This is a genomic window from Streptomyces sp. NPDC007095, assembly GCF_040634475.1.
GTDB lineage: Bacteria > Actinomycetota > Actinomycetes > Streptomycetales > Streptomycetaceae > Streptomyces.
The window spans coordinates 1-19,937 of record NZ_JBEYFS010000222.1; the positions used below are offsets into that span (position 1 = coordinate 1).

The following is a 19,937-nucleotide window of genomic DNA, read 5'->3' on the forward strand; positions in this document are numbered from 1 at the left end:
CGTGGAGCCGGTCGGCTTCGCGGGCGGTGTTCCAGACCAGGTCGGCCAGTTCGCCCAGTGCGGTGCCGCGTTCCTGCCGCTGGTGGCCGAGGAGCCGGTAACCGTCCTCGCCGAGGGCCCTCCGGAGGGCCGCTGCTCCTGGTAGCGGGCTGGTCTCAGCCAGCGGGTCGGATTCCGAACGGGCTGGCGCGGCGGGAGCGTTGGCGCGGGCGGCGGCGCTTTGGATGCGGCTGGTGCGATGGGTCATCGTGCTACTCATCGACGGATTCGGCGCGCTGCGCGACGAGTTCGCCGACCTCGACGACGCCGTGGCCGACCTCCTCAAACGCGGCGGCGGCTACGGCATCCACGTCGTCGCCGGAATGCTGCGCTGGAACGACGTCCGCATCGCCACCCAGTCCATGTTCGGCACCCGCGTCGAACTCCGGCTCAACGACCCGGCCGACTCGTCCATCGACCGCAAACTGTCCCAGACGCTCTCCCCCGACACCCCGGGCCGCACCCTGACCGACGGCAAGCTGTTCGCGCAGGTCGCACTGCCCCGCGTCGACGCATCTCCGTCCACAGGCGACCTCGGCCCGGCGTTGGAGGAGGCCACGCGAACGATCCGCGCCACCTGGCACGGCGAACTTGCTCCTCCCGTACGGGTGTTGCCAACCCGACTGCGCGCGGCGCAGCTGCCGTCCCTGGTCGCCGAGCCCCGGCGGGTGCCGCTCGGCGTCGATCAGGACGCGCTGGCCCCAGCACTGCTGGACCTCTTCGGGAGCGACCAGCACCTTCTGATCCTGGGCGACAACGAGTGCGGCAAAACCAACCTGCTGAAACTGATAGCCCGCCAACTCGTCGACCGATACGGCGACGACGAACTGGTCTTCGGCGTCTTCGACCCACGCCGCGGCCTGCGCGGCGTTGTCCCGGAGCCGTACCGCGGTGGCTACGCCCACAACGCGAAGCTGGCCGCAGCCCTCGCCACCGGCATCGCGACCGAGCTGGAGAAGCGCCTGCCGGAGACGGCGGACCCGGACGCGGTTGACACGGAACCCTCGTTCACCGGACCGCGGATCGTGATCCTGGTTGACGACTACGACATCCTCACCACCGCAGGCCAGCAGCCCCTGGCCCCGTTCCTGCCATACATCTCCTCCGCCCAGGACATCGGCCTTCACTTCATCGTCGCCCGCCGCACCGCCGGATCCTCCCGCGCCCTGTACGAACCGCTGCTGACCACCCTGCGCGAGACCGGCACCACCGCCCTCCTCATGACCGGCGACCGCACCGAGGGCCAGCTCTTCCCCGGCCTGTACGCCTCCGCCCAACCACCCGGCCGCGGCACCCTCGTCCGCCGCGGCCGCCACCACCAACTCATACAGACCGCACTCACAGACGAAGACCCGGGATCCGCTCCGTGACCAAGGACGTCATCGCCCTCACCCCGAAGATGCCCGACACCTGGGCCCTGCTGGCCGGGTTGTACGCGGGCGGACCCGGCCTGGACGTTGCGGCAGCGGCCGACGGCGCGGTCATCCAGTTGTGCGGGCCCGGCGGTCGCCCCCTAGTGTCCGTCGAGGCGCCGGTACTCGTGCAGGTGCCGGGCGAGGCCCGCCGGCTCCTCGGCAGCGATGTGCCCGTGCCCTTCTGGTGGACCGAGGTCCGCGCCTCCACCGCTGTTCCCGAGGCCGAGCGCCTTGCCGGATCCGCGTGCGGGCGTCTCAACGCGCTGCTGAGCGGGATCACTTGGCCGCCCGGTGCGGCCACCACCGAGGTCGTCGACGTCTCCGCGGTTCCCGCACCGGGTGACAGACAACCCGCCGTGGACGTACTGACCGACAGCACGGTCCTCATCCTGATCGACCGGCCCGTGGTCGCCCTGACCTCCTGGCTCTCGGACGTCCTGCGCGCCACATCCTCGGCGGGTCGGGCCTTGCAGATCGTCACTCCGCCCCACATACGCCTGAGCTTGCCCGCCCGCACCACACTCGCCCAGGTCCCCAACCGCTGGGTCGTCCAGGACCCGGACTGCGGCTACTACGACGGCCTGTCCGGCGCCGTACTGCGCTGGCAGAACGGCACCTTCGCGCCCGCCCTCACGGCCAACGGCAAGCCGACGGTGGCCGAGGCGTTCGCCGACGTCATACCGCCCACCGAACGCCAACTCATCGTGGCGTTCCGCACCCTGCACCCTGCGGATGAGCACCTGGTCCTCGGCCGCGCGCTGGAAATAGCTTGGCGCACCCTGACCGGGGCCGCACCCGCAGGCTGGGGCACGGCGGAGCCCGTCAACCTGCCTTGGTCACCACGCCAGTTGACCGACCTCGCCCGCGACCGAGCTCCCGAGCCCACGCACCTGGTCGCTGTCGGCCACCCCGACCGCCCTGCAATCGCCACGATGCGCGTGATCCGCACGGCAACCGGCGTGGAGGAGGACATCAAACTCACCCTCGGCTACAGCGAGCACGAAACCCCACCCCTCGAAGCAATCGAGCACCTCGCCGGGACACTGGTCACCGACCACGGCCTGGCCACGATGCTCACGTCCCTACGCCGGGCCCGCCACGACCTCACCACGCCCCCACGCCTCGAAGCACCGCCTATACCCCACTCCTTCACCCTGGGCCCCGACGACGTAGCCGACATCGGCCTCACCCACGCCCGCCGGCCACCCGTCAACGTCCGGCCGACCCAACTCGGCCCCGCTGCCAAACCCGCGCTCCACTACCCCCTCGGCGACGGAACCGCCCCCGAGGCCTGGACCACCCTTCAACACCTCACGGCCCACATCAAAGCCGCTCCGGGAACGGCACGCTGACAGCTCCGGGCGACCTGGATCATTGCCGTGCCGAGGGACACCGTCCATGCCGACGTCGTCGGCAGCAGCGACGGCGGGCGAGGTGTGGGCACCCCCTCGACATGAAGGGCGAGGATGCCCTAGCCCTCGACTGGAAGGGCCCCGAAGGCGGCTGGGGCGGGCTGCGTCGATAGCTTCCGCAAGACCAGCAGCTGAAGCATTCAGCACCGTAGAACCTCGGCGCGCAGCCACCTACTCGGCTGGAACGATGGACGCCAGCCGAATAGCGGGCCTCCACAGCCCGCAATGGCTCAATGCCGCAGATCGACGCCCCGGCGCTTCACAACGGCACAGATACGGAAGCGCTCCCGGTTTCTCCAGCTCGAGGCGCGTAGCAGTTTCTGATGACGATTGGGTCCGCTGCCAAGCCACCGCCAACGCGGCACACTCCCCCGGTACCCGCGCACCCCGTACGACAGCCGCGACCACGGCCAGTAGGGGCGCCCCGCGGGCCTGCCCGCCGTCACGCCCGGCATGGCGCCCCACAGGCCCAGCCGGCGGCGACACGCGGCGCACCGACGCCCGCCCACCGTGCTGACTCCCCGTTCAGCACCCTCCAGCCCCGATCCAGCCAGCGTACGAAGAACAACAGCTGACGACAGATGACGAAACGTCAGAAAATCCAGCACGGATCCAGCCACCGGCACGCCAACGGGGCCGACCCTAACTCGGGCCGACCCCACCTGACCTGCACGTTTGCTAAATCATCGCGTCCACGCTATTGCCGCCACTAAACGTTGAAGCGGAACTCCACCACGTCGCCGTCCTGCATGACGTAGTCCTTGCCCTCCATGCGGGCCTTGCCCTTGGCGCGGGCCTCGGCGACCGAGCCCGTGTCGACGAGGTCCTCGAAGGAGATGACCTCCGCCTTGATGAAGCCCTTCTGGAAGTCGGTGTGGATGACTCCGGCGGCCTCGGGGGCGGTGTCGCCCTTCTTGATGGTCCAGGCGCGGGATTCCTTGGGGCCGGCCGTCAGATAGGTCTGCAGGCCGAGAGTGTCGAAGCCGACGCGGGCGAGGGTGGCGAGGCCCGGCTCCTCGGCGCCCACCGACTCCAGGAGCTCCATGGCGTCCTCCTCGTCGAGCTCGGCGAGGTCCGCCTCCAGCTTGGCGTTGAGGAAGATCGCCTCGGCGGGGGCGACCAGGGTGCGCTGCTCGGCCTTGAAGTCCTCGTCGACCAGCTCGTCCTCGTCCACGTTGAAGACGTACAGGAACGGCTTGGTGGTCAGGAGGTGGAGGTCGTGCAGGAGCTCCTCGTTGCCGGAGTCCTGGACGATGCCCTGCGAGAAAAGGGTGTCGCCCCTCTCCAGGATCTCCTTCGCCGCCTCGACCGCCGCGACCTTGGGAGCGATGTCCTTCTTGATGCGCGACTCCTTCTGGAGGCGCGGCAGGACCTTCTCGATGGTCTGGAGGTCCGCGAGGATCAGCTCGGTGTTGATCGTCTCGATGTCGTCCTTGGGCGAGACCTTGCCGTCGACGTGCACGACGTTCTCGTCCTTGAAGGCACGGATGACCTGGCAGATCGCGTCCGACTCACGGATGTTCGCGAGGAACTTGTTGCCCAGGCCCTCGCCCTCCGAGGCACCCTTCACGATGCCCGCGATGTCGACGAAGTCGACCGTCGCCGGAAGGACGCGCTGCGAGCCGAAGATCTCGGCCAGCTTGGTCAGCCGGGCGTCGGGGACGCCGACCACGCCCACATTGGGCTCGATCGTGGCGAACGGGTAGTTGGCCGCGAGCACGTCGTTCTTGGTCAGGGCGTTGAACAGGGTCGACTTGCCGACATTGGGCAGACCGACGATTCCGATCGTGAGCGACACGTTGCGACTTCCCGTACGTGAGGGTGGGCGACAGATCCGCGAAGGTGCGCGGGCCGATCAACCAGTCTACGGGGTGCGAGGCCCCTTACCGGCGACGTATCGAACGCATGGCCAAGGTCGGCCCATCGGCGTGTCTGAGGGGTTATTCCGCACATAAACCGACCTAAGTTGGTCCAGTGGAGCAACACAGGACGCGTCCCCCTCAGTACAGACCGCGACGCGGCGCACCTCTGCCTGCCCAGACCGGGCGCGCCACGGCCGACGGCGTACGCAGGGGTACGCCCCCCGCACGGCGGCCCGCACCCACGCCCAGGCCCACGCCCAGGCCCGCTCCGACGCGACGGCGGATGCCGAACCCCCGGCTCACCGGGCTCGGCGGCGGACTGTTCTGCGGGGCGACGATGTTCGCGCTCGCCTGTCTCGACCAGCTGCTCTTCGGGGCGTCGCTGGTGGTCTACGGGGTGCTGTTCCTGCCGGTGGCGGCCCTGACCGCGCTGTGGGTGCGAAGGGGAGACCTTGTCACCGCGCCCGTCGTCGTGCCCATCGCCTTCGCGTTCGGGCTGCTGCCCGTCACCGACGGGGGCGGCGGGATCGGGGGCGAGCTGATGGGGCTGGTCACCGCACTGGCGACCCAGGCGGGATGGCTGTACGGAGGGACGCTGGTCGCGGGGGTCATCACCACCGTACGGAAGGTCCGTCTGATGATCCGCAGGGCCGCCCGGCGCAGGGCGGCCCAGGGGCCCCGCCCGGGAATCCGGCCGCGCCGCCGTCCGGCCTGACGGACACGACGGACACCAGGCGCGCGACGGACACGACGTGCGCGACCACACGGGCGCCGGGCTCCCGGTGCCGCCCCCTGCGCCCCCCGAGGGCCTACGCGTACTTCGCCGCCCGCATCGCCGCACCCACGATCCCCGCGTTGTTCTGCAGCTGCGCCGGGACGATCTCCGCCTTGATGCCCTCGATCAGCGGCAGGAACCTGTCGGCCTTGCGGCTGACGCCGCCGCCGATGATGAAGAGCTCGGGAGAGAAGAGCATTTCCACATGGGCGAGGTACTTCGTGACCCGGCGCGCCCAGTGCTCCCAGGTCAGCTCGTGGTCCTCCTTGGCCTTGGTGGAGGCACGCTTCTCCGCGTCGTGGCCGTTCAGCTCGAGGTGTCCCAGCTCGGTGTTGGGAACCAGCTCGCCGTCGACGAAGAGCGCGCTGCCGATACCCGTGCCGAAGGTGAGCAGGAGGACCGTGCCCTGACGGTCGCGCCCGGCGCCGAACTGCATCTCGGCGACGCCCGCCGCGTCCGCGTCGTTCAGCACCGTCACCGGGAGGCCGCCCAGCCGGTCGCCCAGCAGGGCCCGCGCGTCGGTGTCGATCCACGCCTTGTCGACATTGGCAGCCGTACGAATGGTGGCGCCGCCGGTGACCACCCCGGGGAAGGTGATGCCGACGGGTCCCGTCCAGCCGAAGTGACCGACGACCTCCTTCACGCCGTCGGCCACCGCGTCCGGGGTCGCCGGATGGGGAGTGAGCACTTTGTAGCGCTCCTCCGTCAGTTCGCCGCGGTCCAGGTCCACAGGGGCACCCTTGATCCCGGATCCGCCGATGTCCACGCCGAAGATCTGCATGGCCCTACGCTACGTCGTACGACTGACAGTTACTTCTCGGAGGGGGCGGAAGCACCGGCAGCCGTGCGCTGCGCCACCAACGCCGCCGCCTCCGCCCGCAGATCGCGGCGCAGTTCCTTGGGCAGCGAGAAGGTGATGGACTCCTCGGCCGCCTTGACGATCTCGACGTCCTCGAAGCCACGGGCGGAGAGCCACTCCAGGACCTGCTCGACCAGGACCTCCGGGACGGAGGCGCCCGAGGTGACACCGACCGTCGTCACACCCTCCAGCCAGCCCTCCTCGATCTCGTCGGCGAAGTCCACGAGGTACGCCGCCCGCGCCCCCGCGAGCTTGGCGACCTCGACGAGACGCACGGAGTTGGAGGAGTTGCGCGAGCCGACCACGATGACCAGGTCCGCTTCCTCACCCATCTGCTTCACGGCCAGCTGGCGGTTCTGCGTGGCGTAGCAGATGTCGTCGCTGGGCGGGGAGATGAGCTGCGGGAACTTCTCCTTCAGCGCGTCGACCGTCTCCATCGTCTCGTCGACCGAGAGCGTGGTCTGGGAGAGCCAGACGACCTTGGAGGGGTCACGGACCTCGACCTTGGCGACGTCCTCGGGGCCGTCCACAAGAGTGATGTGGTCGGGCGCCTCGCCGGAGGTGCCGATGACCTCCTCGTGGCCCTCGTGGCCGATCAGCAGGATGTCGAAGTCCTCGTTCGCGAACCGGACGGCTTCCTTGTGGACCTTGGTGACCAGCGGGCAGGTCGCGTCGATGGTGGCGAGCCTGCCGGCCGCGGCCTCGTCGTGGACGACCGGGGCGACGCCGTGTGCCGAGAACATGACGATGGACCCCTCGGGGGCCTCGGCCGTCTGTTCGACGAAGATCGCGCCCTTCTTCTCCAGGGTCTGCACGACGTACTTGTTGTGGACGATCTCGTGGCGGACATAGATCGGGGCCCCGTACTGCTCAAGGGCCTTCTCGACGGCGATCACGGCGCGGTCCACGCCCGCGCAGTAGCCACGGGGGGCGGCGAGCAGGACACGGCGGCCAGGCGAAGCAGTCATGGCACCCATCGTAAGGCCGCACTCGGCGCGTCGAAGATCGCCTCCTTGGGGAGACCGAGGGGGAGCTGGGCGGGGTGGGCGCGACGCGACCCCCGGGAGGCGGAGCGGCCGACGAGACCGGTGCCGGGTACGGACTGCGGCGCAGCCTCGGCTTCCAGGACCTGGTCGTCCACGGACGCGAGTGTGGTGGGGTGGTTCGCGGTACGGCGTCGGGGCGGGCCCGTGGTGTGGTGGCGGCGCGTCCTGGTCCCCGTGGTGGGGGCCGCGGGCACTGCTGCCGTGATCGTGGAGGCGTCCGGGGCCGCTCGGGTGGTCGGTGCGGTGTGGTGTGGTTGGCCTCGGGGGCGGGTGTGCTGCTGGCCCGGCGGGGGCGCGTCCGCGTGCAGCGGGGGGCTGCTTCGGCGCTCCGCGCCAGGAAAACCACGGCACTCCGCTCCAAGAACGCGTGCGGGCTTCGTGTCAGTGGGGGCCGTTAGTCTCGGGCGCATGGCTCTCAACACGTCCGCGGACGCCCCACTGCCCGTCGGTGAGGTGTCGCGGCTCATCGGAGGGTGGATCGACCGGCTCGGCGCGGTGTGGGTCGAGGGGCAGATCACCCAGTTGTCGCGGCGCCCCGGCGCGGGCGTCGTCTTCCTGACCCTGCGCGACCCGTCGTACGACATCTCGGTGAGCGTCACCTGCTACCGGCAGGTGTTCGAGGCGGTGGCGGACGTGGTGAGCGAGGGTGCCCGCGTCGTCGTCCTGGCGAAGCCGGAGTGGTACGCGCCGCGCGGGCAGCTGTCGCTGCGGGCCACCGAGATCAAGCCGGTCGGCGTCGGAGAACTCCTCGCGCGCCTCGAGCAGTTGAAGAAGTCCCTGGCGAGCGAGGGACTGTTCGCGGCCGATCGCAAGAAGGCCCTGCCGTTCCTGCCGCAGCTCATCGGGCTGGTGTGCGGGCGGGCGTCGGCGGCCGAGCGGGACGTGCTGGAGAACGCGCGGCACCGCTGGCCGGCCGTCCGCTTCGAGGTGCGCAACGTCCCCGTGCAGGGGGTGCACGCGGTGCCGCAGGTCGTGCAGGCCGTGAAGGAGCTGGACGCGCTCGACGCCGTGGACGTGATCATCGTGGCGCGCGGCGGCGGCAGCGTGGAGGACCTGCTGCCGTTCTCGGACGAGCAGCTCGTACGGGCGGTCGCGGCCTGTCGTACGCCGGTCGTGTCGGCCATCGGGCACGAGCCCGACAACCCGTTGCTGGACTTCGTGGCCGACCTGCGCGCGTCCACGCCGACGGACGCGGCCAAGAAGGTCGTGCCGGACGTCGGGGAGGAGTACGAGCGGGTGCGGTTCCTGCGGGACCGGGCGCGGCGGAGTGTCCAGTCGTTCATCGACCGGGAGGAGCGGGGGCTCGCGCACGCGCTGGCCCGGCCCTCGATAGAGGATCCGCACCGGATGGTCGACGAGCGAGCCGACCAGGTCGCCGCGCTGCTGGACCGCGGGCGGCGCACGCTCGGGCATCTGCTCGACCGCGCCGACTCGGAGCTGACGCACACCCACGCGCGTGTGGTGGCCCTCTCTCCCGCAGCGACCCTCCGACGGGGGTACGCGGTGCTCCAGAAGGCCGACGGCCAGGTGGTCCGGGATCCGGACGAGGTGGCGCAGGGCGAGGCGCTGCGGGCGCGGGTCGCCGAGGGTGAATTCACGGTACGAGTCGATGCATAGGGTGGGCGCATGACCAGCAAGGTGGACGAGGCGCTCGGGTACGAGCAGGCGCGGGACGAGCTGATCGAGGTCGTACGCCGACTGGAGGCGGGCGGCACGACGCTCGAGGAGTCCCTGGCGCTCTGGGAGCGGGGCGAGGAGCTGGCGAAGGTCTGCCGCCGTTGGCTGGAGGGCGCACGGGCCCGCCTGGACGCGGCACTGGCCGAGGAGGAGTCGGAGGGCGGGGACGGAGACGGGGGCCACGACTCCGAGTGACATGACGACACTCGCCCCCTTCCATAGCCGGTGGCACCCGGCTTTCCGCAGCCGGTGACACCCGGCGACATCCCCAGTGACACCCGGCCGCCGTCCCGCTCGGTGACGGCGGCCTCGTCGTTCCCCCGGAACCCTGGCGCCCGGAAGCGACCTCGCCCCCCCTCACTCCCTGTGAGGCGGATCACCTCACCCCGGTTTTGGTTGAACCTTAAACCTCCTCCACGTACTGTCGACATCGCCAACCGATCCCCCGGATCCACCGCACATCTCGAGAAGGTTTCTGATGTCTCTCGTTCTTGACCCCGCCGCCCAGGACCTGCTGTTCCGCGAGGCCCGCACCGCCAACACGTTCACCGACGAGCCGGTGACCGACGAGCAGATGCAGGCGATCTACGACCTGGTCAAGTACGGCCCGACCGCCTTCAACCAGTCGCCGCTGCGCATCACCCTGGTCCGCTCCGCCGAGGCCCGCGAGCGCCTGGTGCAGCACATGGCCGAGGGCAACCAGCCCAAGACCGCCACCGCCCCGCTGGTCGCGATCCTCTCCGCGGACAACGAGTTCCACGAGGAGCTCCCCGCCCTGTTCCCGCACTTCCCGCAGGCCAAGGACGTCTTCTTCGCCGAGCGCCCCGCCCGTGAGGGTGCCGCCACGCTGAACGCCGCCCTGCAGGCCGCGTACTTCATCATCGGCGTGCGCGCCGCCGGCCTCGCCGCCGGCCCGATGACCGGTCTCGACTTCGCGGGCGTCCAGAAGGAGTTCCTGGACGACGACCACACCCCGCTGATGGTCGTCAACATCGGCAAGCCGGGCGAGGACGCCTGGTTCCCGCGCTCCCCGCGCCTGGAGTTCGACCAGGTCATCACGACCGTCTGAGCCCCCGCGTACGCCCCGGCGTACGCGCACGAGAAGGGCCCCCGGCAATGGCGCCGGGGGCCCTTCTCACGTCTCACGTGGATGCATTACGCAGACCCATCACGACGTCACGACGTCACGACGTCACGACGTCACGACGTCACGACGTCACGCCGTCGTACAGTCACGACGTCTTCAGCGCCTCCGCCATCTTCGTCAGCTGCCCGAACGACGCCGTCCCGGTCACCACGGTGGTCGCCCCCTTGGCCTTGAGCACGAGGGCGTCGTACTTGTCGCCCTCGTACCGCTGCCACGTCGCGTCACCGATCCGCTGGGTGGCCTTCGTCTCCTTGGCTCCCTGGCTGGCCGAGTCGATGAAGACGGCCGCAGGCTGAGTGGACTGCTCGATCGCCACGTACTGACCGTCGGGGTCGTGGAAGCCCAGGTGCCAGGCATCGAACTCGCTGCCGTCGTACCGCACCGAGGTCGCCTTCCACGCCGTCGGCAGACCCACGGGTGCCGCCACGGGATACGACGCCGCGCGGCGCGCCGTGAGCAGCTCGACGCGGTAGTCGACGCGCTTGAGAGGAGGCGCGGAGTCGTCGTGCGGGATGAAGATGTAGATCACGCCCGCCATGAGCCCGATCAGACCCAGGGAGAGGAGCATGTCCCGGACGCTCTGCTTGCCTTTCGTACCTGCCACGCCCCTATCGTCGCAGGTGCCCTGGCCTGCTCATCCGTGGGGCCCCCTGCTCATTTTGTCAGCCTGACGATAGAGTCGGGGCACACCCTCATCCGGCCGTCGTCGTATCAGAAAGGTGCGCTCCGATGACCGAGCATCATCTGCCGTCCGAACTCGAGGTCCCTTCCGAGGCCCCCGACCGAAATCTCGCCCTGGAACTCGTCCGGGTCACCGAGGCCGCCGCGATGGCCGCGGGCCGCTGGGTAGGCCGCGGCGACAAGATCGGCGCCGACGGCGCCGCCGTCCGGGCCATGCGGACCCTCGTCTCCACCGTCTCGATGAACGGCGTCGTCGTCATCGGTGAAGGCGAGAAGGACGAGGCCCCGATGCTCTTCAACGGGGAGCGCGTGGGCGACGGGACCGGCCCCGAATGCGACATCGCCGTCGACCCGATCGACGGCACCACACTGACCGCCAAGGGCATGAGCAACGCGATCGCGGTGCTGGCCGCCGCCGACCGCGGCACCATGTTCGACCCGTCCGCGGTCTTCTACATGGACAAGCTGGTCACCGGGCCGGAGGCCGCCGACTTCGTCGACATCAACGCGCCCGTATCGGTGAACATCCGCCGGGTCGCCAAGGCCAAGAAGTCCTCGCCCGAGGACGTCACCGTCGTGATCCTCGACCGGCCGCGCCACGAGGGGATCATCAAGGAGATCCGCGAGACCGGCGCCCGGATCAAGCTGATCTCCGACGGCGACGTCGCGGGCTCGATCCTCGCGCTGCGCGAGGGCACGGGCATCGACCTGCTCCTCGGCATCGGCGGTACGCCCGAGGGCATCATCTCCGCCTGCGCCGTGAAGTGCCTGGGCGGCACCATCCAGGGCAAGCTGTGGCCCAAGGACGACGAGGAGCGGCAGCGCGCGGTGGACGCCGGGCACGACCTCGACCGTGTGCTGTTCACCGACGACCTGGTCTCCGGCGAGAACGTGTTCTTCGTCGCCACCGGGATCACGGACGGGGAGCTGCTGCGCGGAGTGCGGTACCGGGCGGAGACCGCGACCACCGAGTCGATCGTGATGCGGTCCAAGTCGGGTACGGTCCGCCAGATTCGGTCGGAGCATCGGCTGAGCAAGTTGCGGGCGTACAGCGCGATCGACTTCGACCGAGCGAAGTAGCTCCGCTGGGTCAGCCGGGGAACTGCCGGTTGTGGGGCACTGCGGGTCCGTTGTGGCTGGTCGCGCAGTTCCCCGCACCCCTTATGGGGTGCCTGCCTTACGAGGCGCGTAAAGAAGTGCGTACGGCAAAGGGGCCGGCCCTGTGCGGAGGGCGGCCCCTTCGGCGTACGTGCGATCAGCCGGCCGCGGCTATCGTGCCGCGGGCGGCCTTCTTGAGTTCCAGGTCGCGGCGGCGGCGCCGGGCGAGCACCACGCGGCGCTCGGCGGCGGTGAGTCCGCCCCACACTCCGTACGGCTCGGGTTGCAGCAGCGCGTGTTCGCGGCACTCGACCATCACGGGACAGCGGGCGCAGACGCGCTTCGCCGCCTCCTCGCGGGACAGCCGGGCGGCCGTGGGCTCCTTGGAGGGCGCGAAGAACAGGCCGGCCTCGTCCCTGCGGCACACCGCCTCCGTGTGCCATGGGGCTTCCTGATCCCTGTCCCGCACTGGCGCCCGCTGGGCCGGAACGGCAGCTACCTGCAGGGACTGATGCGGCGGTTGCAGCACGGTCTACTCCTGACGACGGCTTCGCGGGCGTGCCGGGCACCGCGGGAAGTCCCACAGCGCCCTCCAAGAGGCGATGCAGCAAGCCCTACCCGCTGTGCGCGCGCCTATGCACTGAGTTCCCGAGAGCGGAGCCGGTCGTTCAAAACGGGGCGCGGGTGAGTGGACCAATGCGCCCCGCGCGCCGTCGCGTTCACAGGCGTCAACGGTCGAGGTGTTTGCGCAAAGTCCTGTCCACCCGGTCCATCGTGCGGTCGAGGATGTCGGCGACGAGCTTGCCGCGCTTGGGCCGCGCCTCGATGTTCCCCAGCACCGCGAAGCCTTCGACGTAGACCACGGGGGCGTCGGGGTCGCCCGCGTGCGTGGTGTGCGTCTCGAAGTTGCCGAGGACTCCGCCACCGCTGCCGCGCAACGAGACGTTCTCCGGGACCTTGATCTCGACGTTGCCGAAGACCGAAATCGCCTTGATCACGACCTGTTGGTACTCGAAGACCGCCTCGCTGAGGTCGATGTCGACGGAGCCGAAGACGGCGTAGGCGTGGATGCGGCGCCCGGCGCGCCAGCGGCCCTTGCGCACGGCGGCGCTGAACACCGCCACCACGTTCTCGTCGGCCTCGGCCGGGATACCGCCCGGCTGGGGGCGGTTGGGCACGGACGTGTACGCGGGGGTCGCGCGGCCCGCGCGCGCGGCGGGCAGGTCCTGGACGAACCGGTCGAGCTCTCCCACCGTCTTCGTGGCCAGCACCCCCTCGACCCGCTCGGCATGCTCGTCGGCGGTGAGGCGCCCCTCGGCGAGGGCATCGCGCAGAATGTCGGCGATCCGGTCACGGTCGGCGTCGGAGGCCCGGAGTTCGGCGTCGGAGGCCCGGGTTTCGGTGCGCTTCTGAAGGTCCACGGCAGCAGCGTACCCAAACGCGATAGATCGCGACTACCCCTTCTCGCGACCTGTGGAAAACCGGCCCTTCACACCAACTGAGCCTTACCTCACAGGCTCACCGTCCGCGCCAGGTTCTACGCTGGTGGACGCTGCCAATGGAGGCATGCCGCTGTCTGCCGAGTGAGGAATGGGCTAGTGCCTGAGTTCGCGTACACCGATCTGCTCCCCCAGGGGGAGGACACCACCCCCTACCGGCTGGTGACCTCCGAGGGTGTCTCCACCTTCAAGGCCGACGGGCGCACGTTCCTCAAGGTCGAGCCGGAGGCGCTGCGCAAGCTCGCCGCGGAGGCCATCCACGACATCCAGCACTATCTGCGGCCCGCGCACCTGGCGCAGTTGCGGCGCATCATCGACGACCCCGAGGCGTCCGGCAACGACAAGTTCGTCGCCCTGGACCTGCTGAAGAACGCGAACATCGCGGCCGCCGGCGTGCTGCCCATGTGCCAGGACACCGGCACCGCGATCGTCATGGGCAAGCGCGGACAGAACGTGCTCACCGAGGGCGGCGACGAGGAGGCCCTCTCGCGCGGCATCTACGACGCGTACACCAAGCTGAACCTGCGCTACTCGCAGATGGCTCCGCTCACCATGTGGGAGGAGAAGAACACCGGGTCCAACCTTCCGGCGCAGATCGAGCTGTACGCGACCGACGGCGGCGCCTACAAGTTCCTGTTCATGGCCAAGGGCGGCGGTTCGGCGAACAAGAGCTTCCTGTACCAGGAGACGAAGGCCGTTCTGAACGAGGCCTCCATGATGAAGTTCCTGGAGGAGAAGATCCGTTCACTGGGCACGGCCGCCTGCCCGCCGTACCACCTGGCGATCGTGGTCGGCGGCACGAGCGCCGAGTACGCCCTGAAGACCGCGAAGTACGCCTCCGCGCACTACCTGGACGAGATCCCGGCCGAGGGCTCGGAGCTCGGGCACGGCTTCCGGGACAAGGAACTGGAGCAGAAGGTCTTCGAGCTGACCCAGAAGATCGGCATCGGCGCGCAGTTCGGCGGCAAGTACTTCTGTCACGACGTGCGCGTCGTGCGTCTGCCGCGGCACGGCGCGTCCTGCCCCGTCGCGATCGCGGTGTCCTGCTCCGCCGACCGTCAGGCCGTCGCGAAGATCACCGCCGAGGGCGTGTTCCTGGAGCAGCTGGAGACCGACCCCGCGCGCTTCCTGCCGGAGACCACGGACGAGCACCTGGACTCCGCCGGGGACGACGTCGTGCGGATCGACCTGAACCAGCCGATGGACGACATCCTCGCCGAGCTGACGAAGTACCCGGTCAAGACCCGGCTCTCGCTCTCCGGCCCGCTCGTCGTGGCGCGCGACATCGCGCACGCCAAGATCAAGGAGCGGCTGGACGCGGGCGAGGAGATGCCGCAGTACCTGAAGGACCACCCGGTGTACTACGCCGGTCCGGCCAAGACCCCCGAGGGTTACGCGTCGGGTTCGTTCGGCCCCACCACCGCGGGCCGCATGGACTCCTATGTGGAGCAGTTCCAGGCCGCGGGCGGCTCCAAGGTGATGCTCGCGAAGGGCAACCGTTCCGCGCAGGTCACAGGCGCCTGCGACGCGCACGGCGGCTTCTACCTCGGCTCCATCGGCGGCCCCGCCGCGCGGCTCGCCCAGGACTGCATCAAGAAGGTCGAGGTCGTCGAGTACGAGGAGCTCGGCATGGAGGCCGTCTGGAAGATCGAGGTCGAGGACTTCCCGGCGTTCATCGTCGTCGACGACAAGGGCAACGACTTCTTCCAGGACCCGGCGCCTGCCCCGACGTTCACGTCGATCCCGGTGCGGGGGCCCGGGCTGGCGTAGCGTCCCGGGACGCCAGAGGTCGCTGTTCGCCGCCTGGACGTGTCCCGCCACGCCCCGATGCTGTCCCACTTCGTCCCAGGAACGAGTGGGACAGCATTTTTGTGAGCTTCGCCGGAAACCCTCCGTGATGACCGGATCACAGCCTGTGGTCCGCAGGTCATCTCGGAGGGAAATCCCATGATTGGTCGCACTTTGCGCAACGGCCTGGTGGCCGCGATCGCGGCTGTCGCCGTCTTCCCGGTGACAGCCGTCGCCTCCGCCGCCCCGGCCGCTCCACACGTTCCCGCCCGGGGCGCCGCGTCCTCGCCGGTCGCGTCGTCGAGCTGGTACCCGGCGTCCCCGCAGTCCTCGATCCCCGGTCTCCAGCGCGCCTCGCACACCCTGCCACTGACCCCGAGGCACCACCACAAGCACTACGTGATCACCCACGCGCACCACCACGCCCGGCACGTCCTGGGCCGGGTGACCACCCGCCACACGCGTCTGAACGTCCGGTCCGGTCCGGGTACCGGCTACCGGGTCGTCGGCTCGCGTCGGGCCGGCCGTGTGGTGACTCTGGTCTGCAAGAGGAACGGTTCCTCCGTCATGGGCAACTCGCGCTGGTACAAGCTCGCCCACGGCCGGGGCTATGTCTCCGCCCACTACGTCCGCAACAGCCGCACCGTCCGCTGGTGCTGACGACCGCCCCGCCGCTCGCCTCCTGAGGTCCGGCGCCGGCCGGCGGGGCGAGGTCCGCCCCGCCGGCCCGGTAGGACAAGTCGATCAGCCGACGACCCCACCCCCCTGACGAAACAGCAGGTCAACTCCCCTTCATATTCGGTTCGCATTCGGGCGATCGGGGTGTGCCCGGGGGCCGTGCGAGGGAACACATCAGGGCGGTCACCCCGGCAGGGCGAGGGAGCGAGAGGAAGAGCCACGTGAGGGTCAAGAGACAGCCGCTGCCCGACTCGTTGGACGAGACAGAACACAGCAAAGCAGTACGTATAAGTACAGAACACATCAACACGGGGTACATCGGTACGGAACACATCGGCATGGAGGACATCGACGAGGAGCAGCTGCTGATGGAGCGGCTCCGGTGCCTCAAGCAGCGGACGGGTCTGAGTCTGGCCGCGCTGGCCTCCGTCACCCCGTTCAGCAAGTCGACCTGGCACCGCTATCTGAACGGCGATCAGTTTCCACCGCGGTCGGCGGTCGAGTCGCTCTGCCGTCTGGCGGACACCGACCCGGGTCCTCTTCTCTCCCTGTGGGACGCCGCGTCCCGGGCCCAGTCAAGGACGGCGACCCCGCCCCTGGGGGCCCCGGTCCCACAGGCCGCGGTTCCGGACGCGCCGGTTCGGGGCCGGCCCGTCCGGGGGTCCAACCGGGCCGTCATCGCCCTTGCGGCGATGGCGGCCACGGTGGTGGTCACCGCGGGCGCCGCCGACGTCCTCGACCCCGACCAGCCCGCGGCCCCCGCGAGCGCCTCCTGCCGGGGCCGCGACTGCCAGGGGCAGTTCCCGACCTCCGAGGCCTGCGGCCGTGACGCGCGCACGGAGAGCACCGTCACGCGCGCCGGACAGGTCGTGCTGCTGCGTTTCTCCCCCTCGTGCGCGACGGTCTGGTCGGAGGTCCGCACCAGGACCGGCGGGGCGCGGGAGATCTCGATCAGATCCGACCAGGACGAGCTGTCCGCCGCCTACCAGGGCGACCCCTCGGACGGCTACAGCAGCCCGATGCTGGCCGCGTCGAGCCCGCGCGGGGCGGAGGCCTGCGCCAAGGTCGGCGGGACGTCGGCGTGCACCGGACCGCTCGGCGGCTCACGGAGCTGACTCCCCGGGAGAAACGGGAGCCGCCCTGCCGGGAACACGGGGCACGTCCGCGATGCTGTCCCCACTGGAGGTGATCGTCGATGGCCGACGAACAGGCAGCCCCGTACCGGATCGAGCACGACTCCATGGGTGAGGTCAGGGTGCCCGCGGACGCGAAGTGGCGGGCCCAGACCCAGCGGGCCGTGGAGAACTTCCCCATCTCGGGTCAGCGTCTGGAGCGCGCGCACATCGAGGCGCTGGCGCTGATCAAGAGCGCGGCCGCCAAGGTCAACGCGAAGCTGGGGGTGGTCGACAAGGACGTGGCCGAGGCCATCCAGGAGGCGGCGGGCGAGGTCGCCGAGGGGCGCTGGGACGCGCACTTCCCGGTGGACGTCTTCCAGACGGGTTCCGGAACGTCCTCCAACATGAACACCAACGAGGTCATCGCCACGCTCGCGACCGAGCGGCTCGGCAGGGACGTACACCCCAATGACCATGTGAACGCCTCGCAGTCGTCGAACGACGTGTTCCCGTCCTCGATCCACATCGCGGCCACCGCCGCCGTCACGCGGGATCTCGTTCCGGCCCTGGAACACCTCGCCGCCGCCCTGGAGCGGAAGGCCGAGGAGTTCGCGGACGTCGTGAAGTCGGGGCGTACGCATCTCATGGACGCCACGCCGGTGACGCTCGGGCAGGAGTTCGGTGGGTACGCCGCGCAGGTGCGGTACGGCGTCGAGCGCCTCCGCGCCTCGCTGCCCCGGCTCGCCGAACTGCCGCTGGGCGGGACCGCCGTGGGCACCGGGATCAACACGCCGCCCGGGTTCTCCGCGGCCGTCATCGCGGAGGTGGCCCGGGCCACCGGGCTGCCGCTCACCGAGGCCCGTGACCACTTCGAGGCGCAGGGCGCGCGGGACGGGATCGTCGAGACGAGCGGGCAGCTGCGGACCATCGCGGTCGGGCTGACGAAGATCGCCAACGATCTGCGGTGGATGGCGTCCGGTCCGCGCACCGGGCTGGCCGAGATCAGCCTGCCCGACCTCCAGCCCGGCTCCTCGATCATGCCCGGCAAGGTGAATCCGGTCATTCCCGAGGCGGTACTGATGGTCGCGGCCCAGGTGATGGGCAACGACGCGACGGTCGCCGTCGCCGGGGCCGCCGGCAACTTCGAGCTGAACGTCATGCTTCCGGTCATCGCGAAGAACGTCCTGGAGTCCGTCCGGCTCCTCACCAACGTCTCGCGCCTGCTCGCCGACCGCACCGTCGACGGGATCGTCGCCCACCGCGAACGGGCCCGCGAGTACGCCGAGTCCTCGCCGTCGGTCGTGACACCGCTCAACAAGTACATCGGCTACGAGGAGGCCGCCAAGGTGGCCAAGAAGGCACTGGCGGAACGCAGGACGATCCGCCAGGTCGTCCTGGAGTCCGGGTACGTGGAGCGCGGTGACCTCACCCTGGAACAGCTGGACGAGGCGCTCGATGTCCTGAGGATGACGCATCCGTAAACGGCGTTCACCCCCCGGATGACCTTGGAAGCCATTGGATGACGCCTTCGTTACGTCATTCGCTCCATGGCGCGAACCGTGACGCGCACCGCAGCGTCGTATGCCTGTGGCACCTAATATCTGGTCATGGCAGAGGGTGGAGCGGTGAGGCGAGTGGCGGCGGGCGGGTCGACGGTGTACTGGGCCCCCGGGAGTCACATTCTGTGGCGGTACCGGGAGAACGCCGGTGAGCAGTTCCACATCTGCCGCCCCGTGACCGTCGTACGGGACGACGAGGAACTGCTCGCGGTGTGGATGGCGCCCGGCACGGAGTGTGTGAAGCCCGTGCTCGCCGACGGTACACCGGTGCACGGAGAACCGCTGGAGTCCCGCTACACCAAGGCGCGAACGGTGCAGCGGGGCCGCTGGTTCGGCAACGGAGTGCTGAAGCTGGCGCGGCCCGGTGAGCCCTGGTCGGTGTGGCTGTTCTGGGAACCGGGCTGGCGGTTCAAGAACTGGTACGTGAACCTGGAGGCGCCGCTCGCCCGTTGGGAGGGTGGGGTCGACTCCGAGGATCACTTCCTGGACATCTCCGTGCACCCGGACCGCAGTTGGCACTGGCTCGACGAAGACGAGTTCGCACAGGCGCAACGGGCCGGATTGATGGATACTCAACTGGCCGCACAGGTAAGAGAGGCAGGGCACTGCGCGGTGGAGGTGATCCGTGCCTGGGGCGCGCCGTTCTCTGACGGTTGGCAGCACTGGCGCCCGGATCCCGCCTGGCCGGTTCCTTCCCTGCCGGATGACTGGGACCGTACGCCCGCGCACGTGTCCTCATGAGACCCTTGATGCGCCCCCGTGGTACAACCGTAGGATCGTCCTCCGCAAGGGCGCACAGCAGCAACTCCCGCAGCATGCGCTGGGCTTGACCATAAGTCACCGAGGGGCGGCAGGACGTGAGCGAGGGGTACGAAGGCCACGGCGGTACGGTCGGCGGACGGCCCACCGGGCCGCACAGGGCGTTCGGCCCGACGACGGCGTTCACGTCGGCGACGGGCAGGCCCCGTCCTGACGACGCGCAGATTCCGTTCCCGGGACACACATTCCGGGTATCGGGGCTGCGGGACGAACTGCACGCACGGCGCGCAGCCCCGGACGGATGGATTCGACACGCGTGACGGAGCACCCCACCTCGCACGAGCGCCGCCAGAGCGGCGCCGGCCGGCCCTCCACCCCCGCGGACCCCCGCGGGGCGCTCCTCCATACCCCGGAGCCGCTGCGCGCGCCCGGCGCGTTACCCGCACAACCCGCCCGTACCGGCGACGCTCCCACCGGTTCCGCTCCGAGCACGCCCTGCGGCCAGCACGGAACGTCCGCCACGCAGGC

The 19,937-nt window shown here is 69.9% G+C and carries 20 protein-coding genes and 1 pseudogene; 13 read left to right on the top strand and 8 right to left on the bottom strand.

What is annotated here, in order from left to right; all coding sequences use genetic code 11:
• A partial coding sequence (locus ABZ656_RS46365) for a hypothetical protein (RefSeq protein WP_360277062.1) occupies positions 1–247 on the bottom strand: 247 nt, incomplete at its 3' end.
• On the opposite strand from ABZ656_RS46365, the pseudogene eccCb reads away from it, so the two are divergent.
• Both eccCb and ABZ656_RS46375 read left to right on the top strand, forming a co-directional pair.
• Positions 246–1,409, top strand: a pseudogene (gene eccCb, locus ABZ656_RS46370) (type VII secretion protein EccCb); the annotation flags it as partial. The gene ABZ656_RS46365 and the pseudogene eccCb overlap by 2 nt on opposite strands.
• Positions 1,406–2,806 carry a DUF6177 family protein gene (locus tag ABZ656_RS46375; RefSeq protein WP_360277065.1) on the top strand — a complete coding sequence of 467 codons (1,401 nt, stop codon included), beginning with the start codon at positions 1,406–1,408 and terminating at the stop codon, positions 2,804–2,806. The pseudogene eccCb and the gene ABZ656_RS46375, both read left to right, overlap by 4 nt.
• 769 nt (positions 2,807–3,575) lie before the next feature.
• Here ABZ656_RS46375 and ychF read toward each other — a convergent pair.
• Positions 3,576–4,664: a redox-regulated ATPase YchF gene (ychF, locus tag ABZ656_RS46380; protein ID WP_360277068.1), complete on the bottom strand. Its 1,089-nt coding sequence runs from the start codon at positions 4,662–4,664 to the stop codon at positions 3,576–3,578.
• A 347-nt stretch (positions 4,665–5,011) separates the two neighbouring features.
• Here ychF and ABZ656_RS46385 point away from each other — a divergent pair, with 347 nt between their 5' ends.
• Entirely contained in the window at positions 5,012–5,443 is a 432-nt protein-coding gene (locus tag ABZ656_RS46385) for a DUF6542 domain-containing protein (protein ID WP_360277071.1), read from the top strand.
• A gap of 94 nt (positions 5,444–5,537) precedes the next feature.
• Here the strand turns inward: ABZ656_RS46385 and ppgK are convergent, their stop codons facing one another.
• Genes ppgK through ABZ656_RS46400 form a run of 3 tightly spaced genes read right to left on the bottom strand, consistent with a single transcriptional unit; the run spans position 5,538 to position 7,503 of the window.
• On the bottom strand, positions 5,538–6,284 hold the full coding sequence (gene ppgK, locus ABZ656_RS46390; protein ID WP_101400427.1) for a polyphosphate--glucose phosphotransferase: 747 nt from the start codon (positions 6,282–6,284) through the stop codon (positions 5,538–5,540).
• A 29-nt stretch (positions 6,285–6,313) separates the two neighbouring features.
• On the bottom strand, positions 6,314–7,339 hold the full coding sequence (locus tag ABZ656_RS46395) for a 4-hydroxy-3-methylbut-2-enyl diphosphate reductase (protein WP_360277075.1): 1,026 nt from the start codon (positions 7,337–7,339) through the stop codon (positions 6,314–6,316).
• Entirely contained in the window at positions 7,327–7,503 is a 177-nt protein-coding gene (locus tag ABZ656_RS46400; protein ID WP_360277078.1) for a hypothetical protein, read from the bottom strand. Before ABZ656_RS46400 ends, ABZ656_RS46395 begins: the two co-directional genes overlap by 13 nt.
• Before the next feature lie 313 nt (positions 7,504–7,816).
• Between ABZ656_RS46400 and xseA the strand changes: the two genes are divergently transcribed.
• The 3 genes from xseA to ABZ656_RS46415 all read left to right on the top strand — a co-directional run bounded on the left by xseA (position 7,817) and on the right by ABZ656_RS46415 (position 10,154).
• On the top strand, positions 7,817–9,025 hold the full coding sequence (gene xseA / locus ABZ656_RS46405; protein WP_360277081.1) for an exodeoxyribonuclease VII large subunit: 1,209 nt from the start codon (positions 7,817–7,819) through the stop codon (positions 9,023–9,025).
• A gap of 9 nt (positions 9,026–9,034) precedes the next feature.
• Entirely contained in the window at positions 9,035–9,280 is a 246-nt protein-coding gene (locus tag ABZ656_RS46410) for an exodeoxyribonuclease VII small subunit (RefSeq protein WP_101400424.1), read from the top strand.
• 283 nt (positions 9,281–9,563) lie between these two features.
• Positions 9,564–10,154 (top strand): malonic semialdehyde reductase, encoded by a 591-nt coding sequence (locus ABZ656_RS46415; RefSeq protein ID WP_101400423.1) that lies wholly within the window; start codon positions 9,564–9,566, stop codon positions 10,152–10,154.
• Positions 10,155–10,317: 163 nt separating this feature from the next.
• On the opposite strand, the gene ABZ656_RS46420 is transcribed toward ABZ656_RS46415, so the two are convergent.
• The gene (locus tag ABZ656_RS46420) at positions 10,318–10,836 is read right to left on the bottom strand and encodes a DUF4245 domain-containing protein (RefSeq protein ID WP_060901390.1); all 519 of its coding nucleotides are present in this window, start codon (positions 10,834–10,836) and stop codon (positions 10,318–10,320) included.
• A 125-nt stretch (positions 10,837–10,961) separates the two neighbouring features.
• Between ABZ656_RS46420 and glpX the strand changes: the two genes are divergently transcribed.
• Positions 10,962–11,993, top strand: a complete 1,032-nt coding sequence (gene glpX, locus ABZ656_RS46425) for a class II fructose-bisphosphatase (protein ID WP_101400422.1) — start codon at positions 10,962–10,964, stop codon at positions 11,991–11,993.
• A gap of 175 nt (positions 11,994–12,168) precedes the next feature.
• On the opposite strand, the gene ABZ656_RS46430 is transcribed toward glpX, so the two are convergent.
• The gene (locus tag ABZ656_RS46430; RefSeq protein ID WP_075028724.1) at positions 12,169–12,540 is read right to left on the bottom strand and encodes a WhiB family transcriptional regulator; all 372 of its coding nucleotides are present in this window, start codon (positions 12,538–12,540) and stop codon (positions 12,169–12,171) included.
• 199 nt (positions 12,541–12,739) lie between these two features.
• Entirely contained in the window at positions 12,740–13,432 is a 693-nt protein-coding gene (locus tag ABZ656_RS46435) for a DUF1707 and DUF2154 domain-containing protein (RefSeq protein ID WP_101400421.1), read from the bottom strand.
• 177 nt (positions 13,433–13,609) lie between these two features.
• Here ABZ656_RS46435 and ABZ656_RS46440 point away from each other — a divergent pair, with 177 nt between their 5' ends.
• The 6 genes from ABZ656_RS46440 to ABZ656_RS46465 form a co-directional block, all read left to right on the top strand.
• Positions 13,610–15,280, top strand: a complete 1,671-nt coding sequence (locus tag ABZ656_RS46440; protein WP_360277088.1) for a fumarate hydratase — start codon at positions 13,610–13,612, stop codon at positions 15,278–15,280.
• A 177-nt stretch (positions 15,281–15,457) separates the two neighbouring features.
• A complete protein-coding gene (locus ABZ656_RS46445) occupies positions 15,458–15,958 on the top strand; it encodes an SH3 domain-containing protein (RefSeq protein ID WP_101400419.1) in 501 nt (166 codons plus the stop codon).
• A gap of 356 nt (positions 15,959–16,314) precedes the next feature.
• The gene (locus ABZ656_RS46450) at positions 16,315–17,091 is read left to right on the top strand and encodes an XRE family transcriptional regulator (protein ID WP_101400418.1); all 777 of its coding nucleotides are present in this window, start codon (positions 16,315–16,317) and stop codon (positions 17,089–17,091) included.
• Positions 17,092–17,171: 80 nt separating this feature from the next.
• A complete protein-coding gene (locus tag ABZ656_RS46455) occupies positions 17,172–18,572 on the top strand; it encodes a class II fumarate hydratase (RefSeq protein ID WP_101400417.1) in 1,401 nt (466 codons plus the stop codon).
• A gap of 126 nt (positions 18,573–18,698) precedes the next feature.
• Entirely contained in the window at positions 18,699–19,391 is a 693-nt protein-coding gene (locus ABZ656_RS46460; protein WP_180362044.1) for a DUF402 domain-containing protein, read from the top strand.
• A gap of 319 nt (positions 19,392–19,710) precedes the next feature.
• Positions 19,711–19,937: hypothetical protein (locus ABZ656_RS46465; RefSeq protein ID WP_360277094.1), on the top strand; the 227-nt coding region annotated here is incomplete at its 3' end.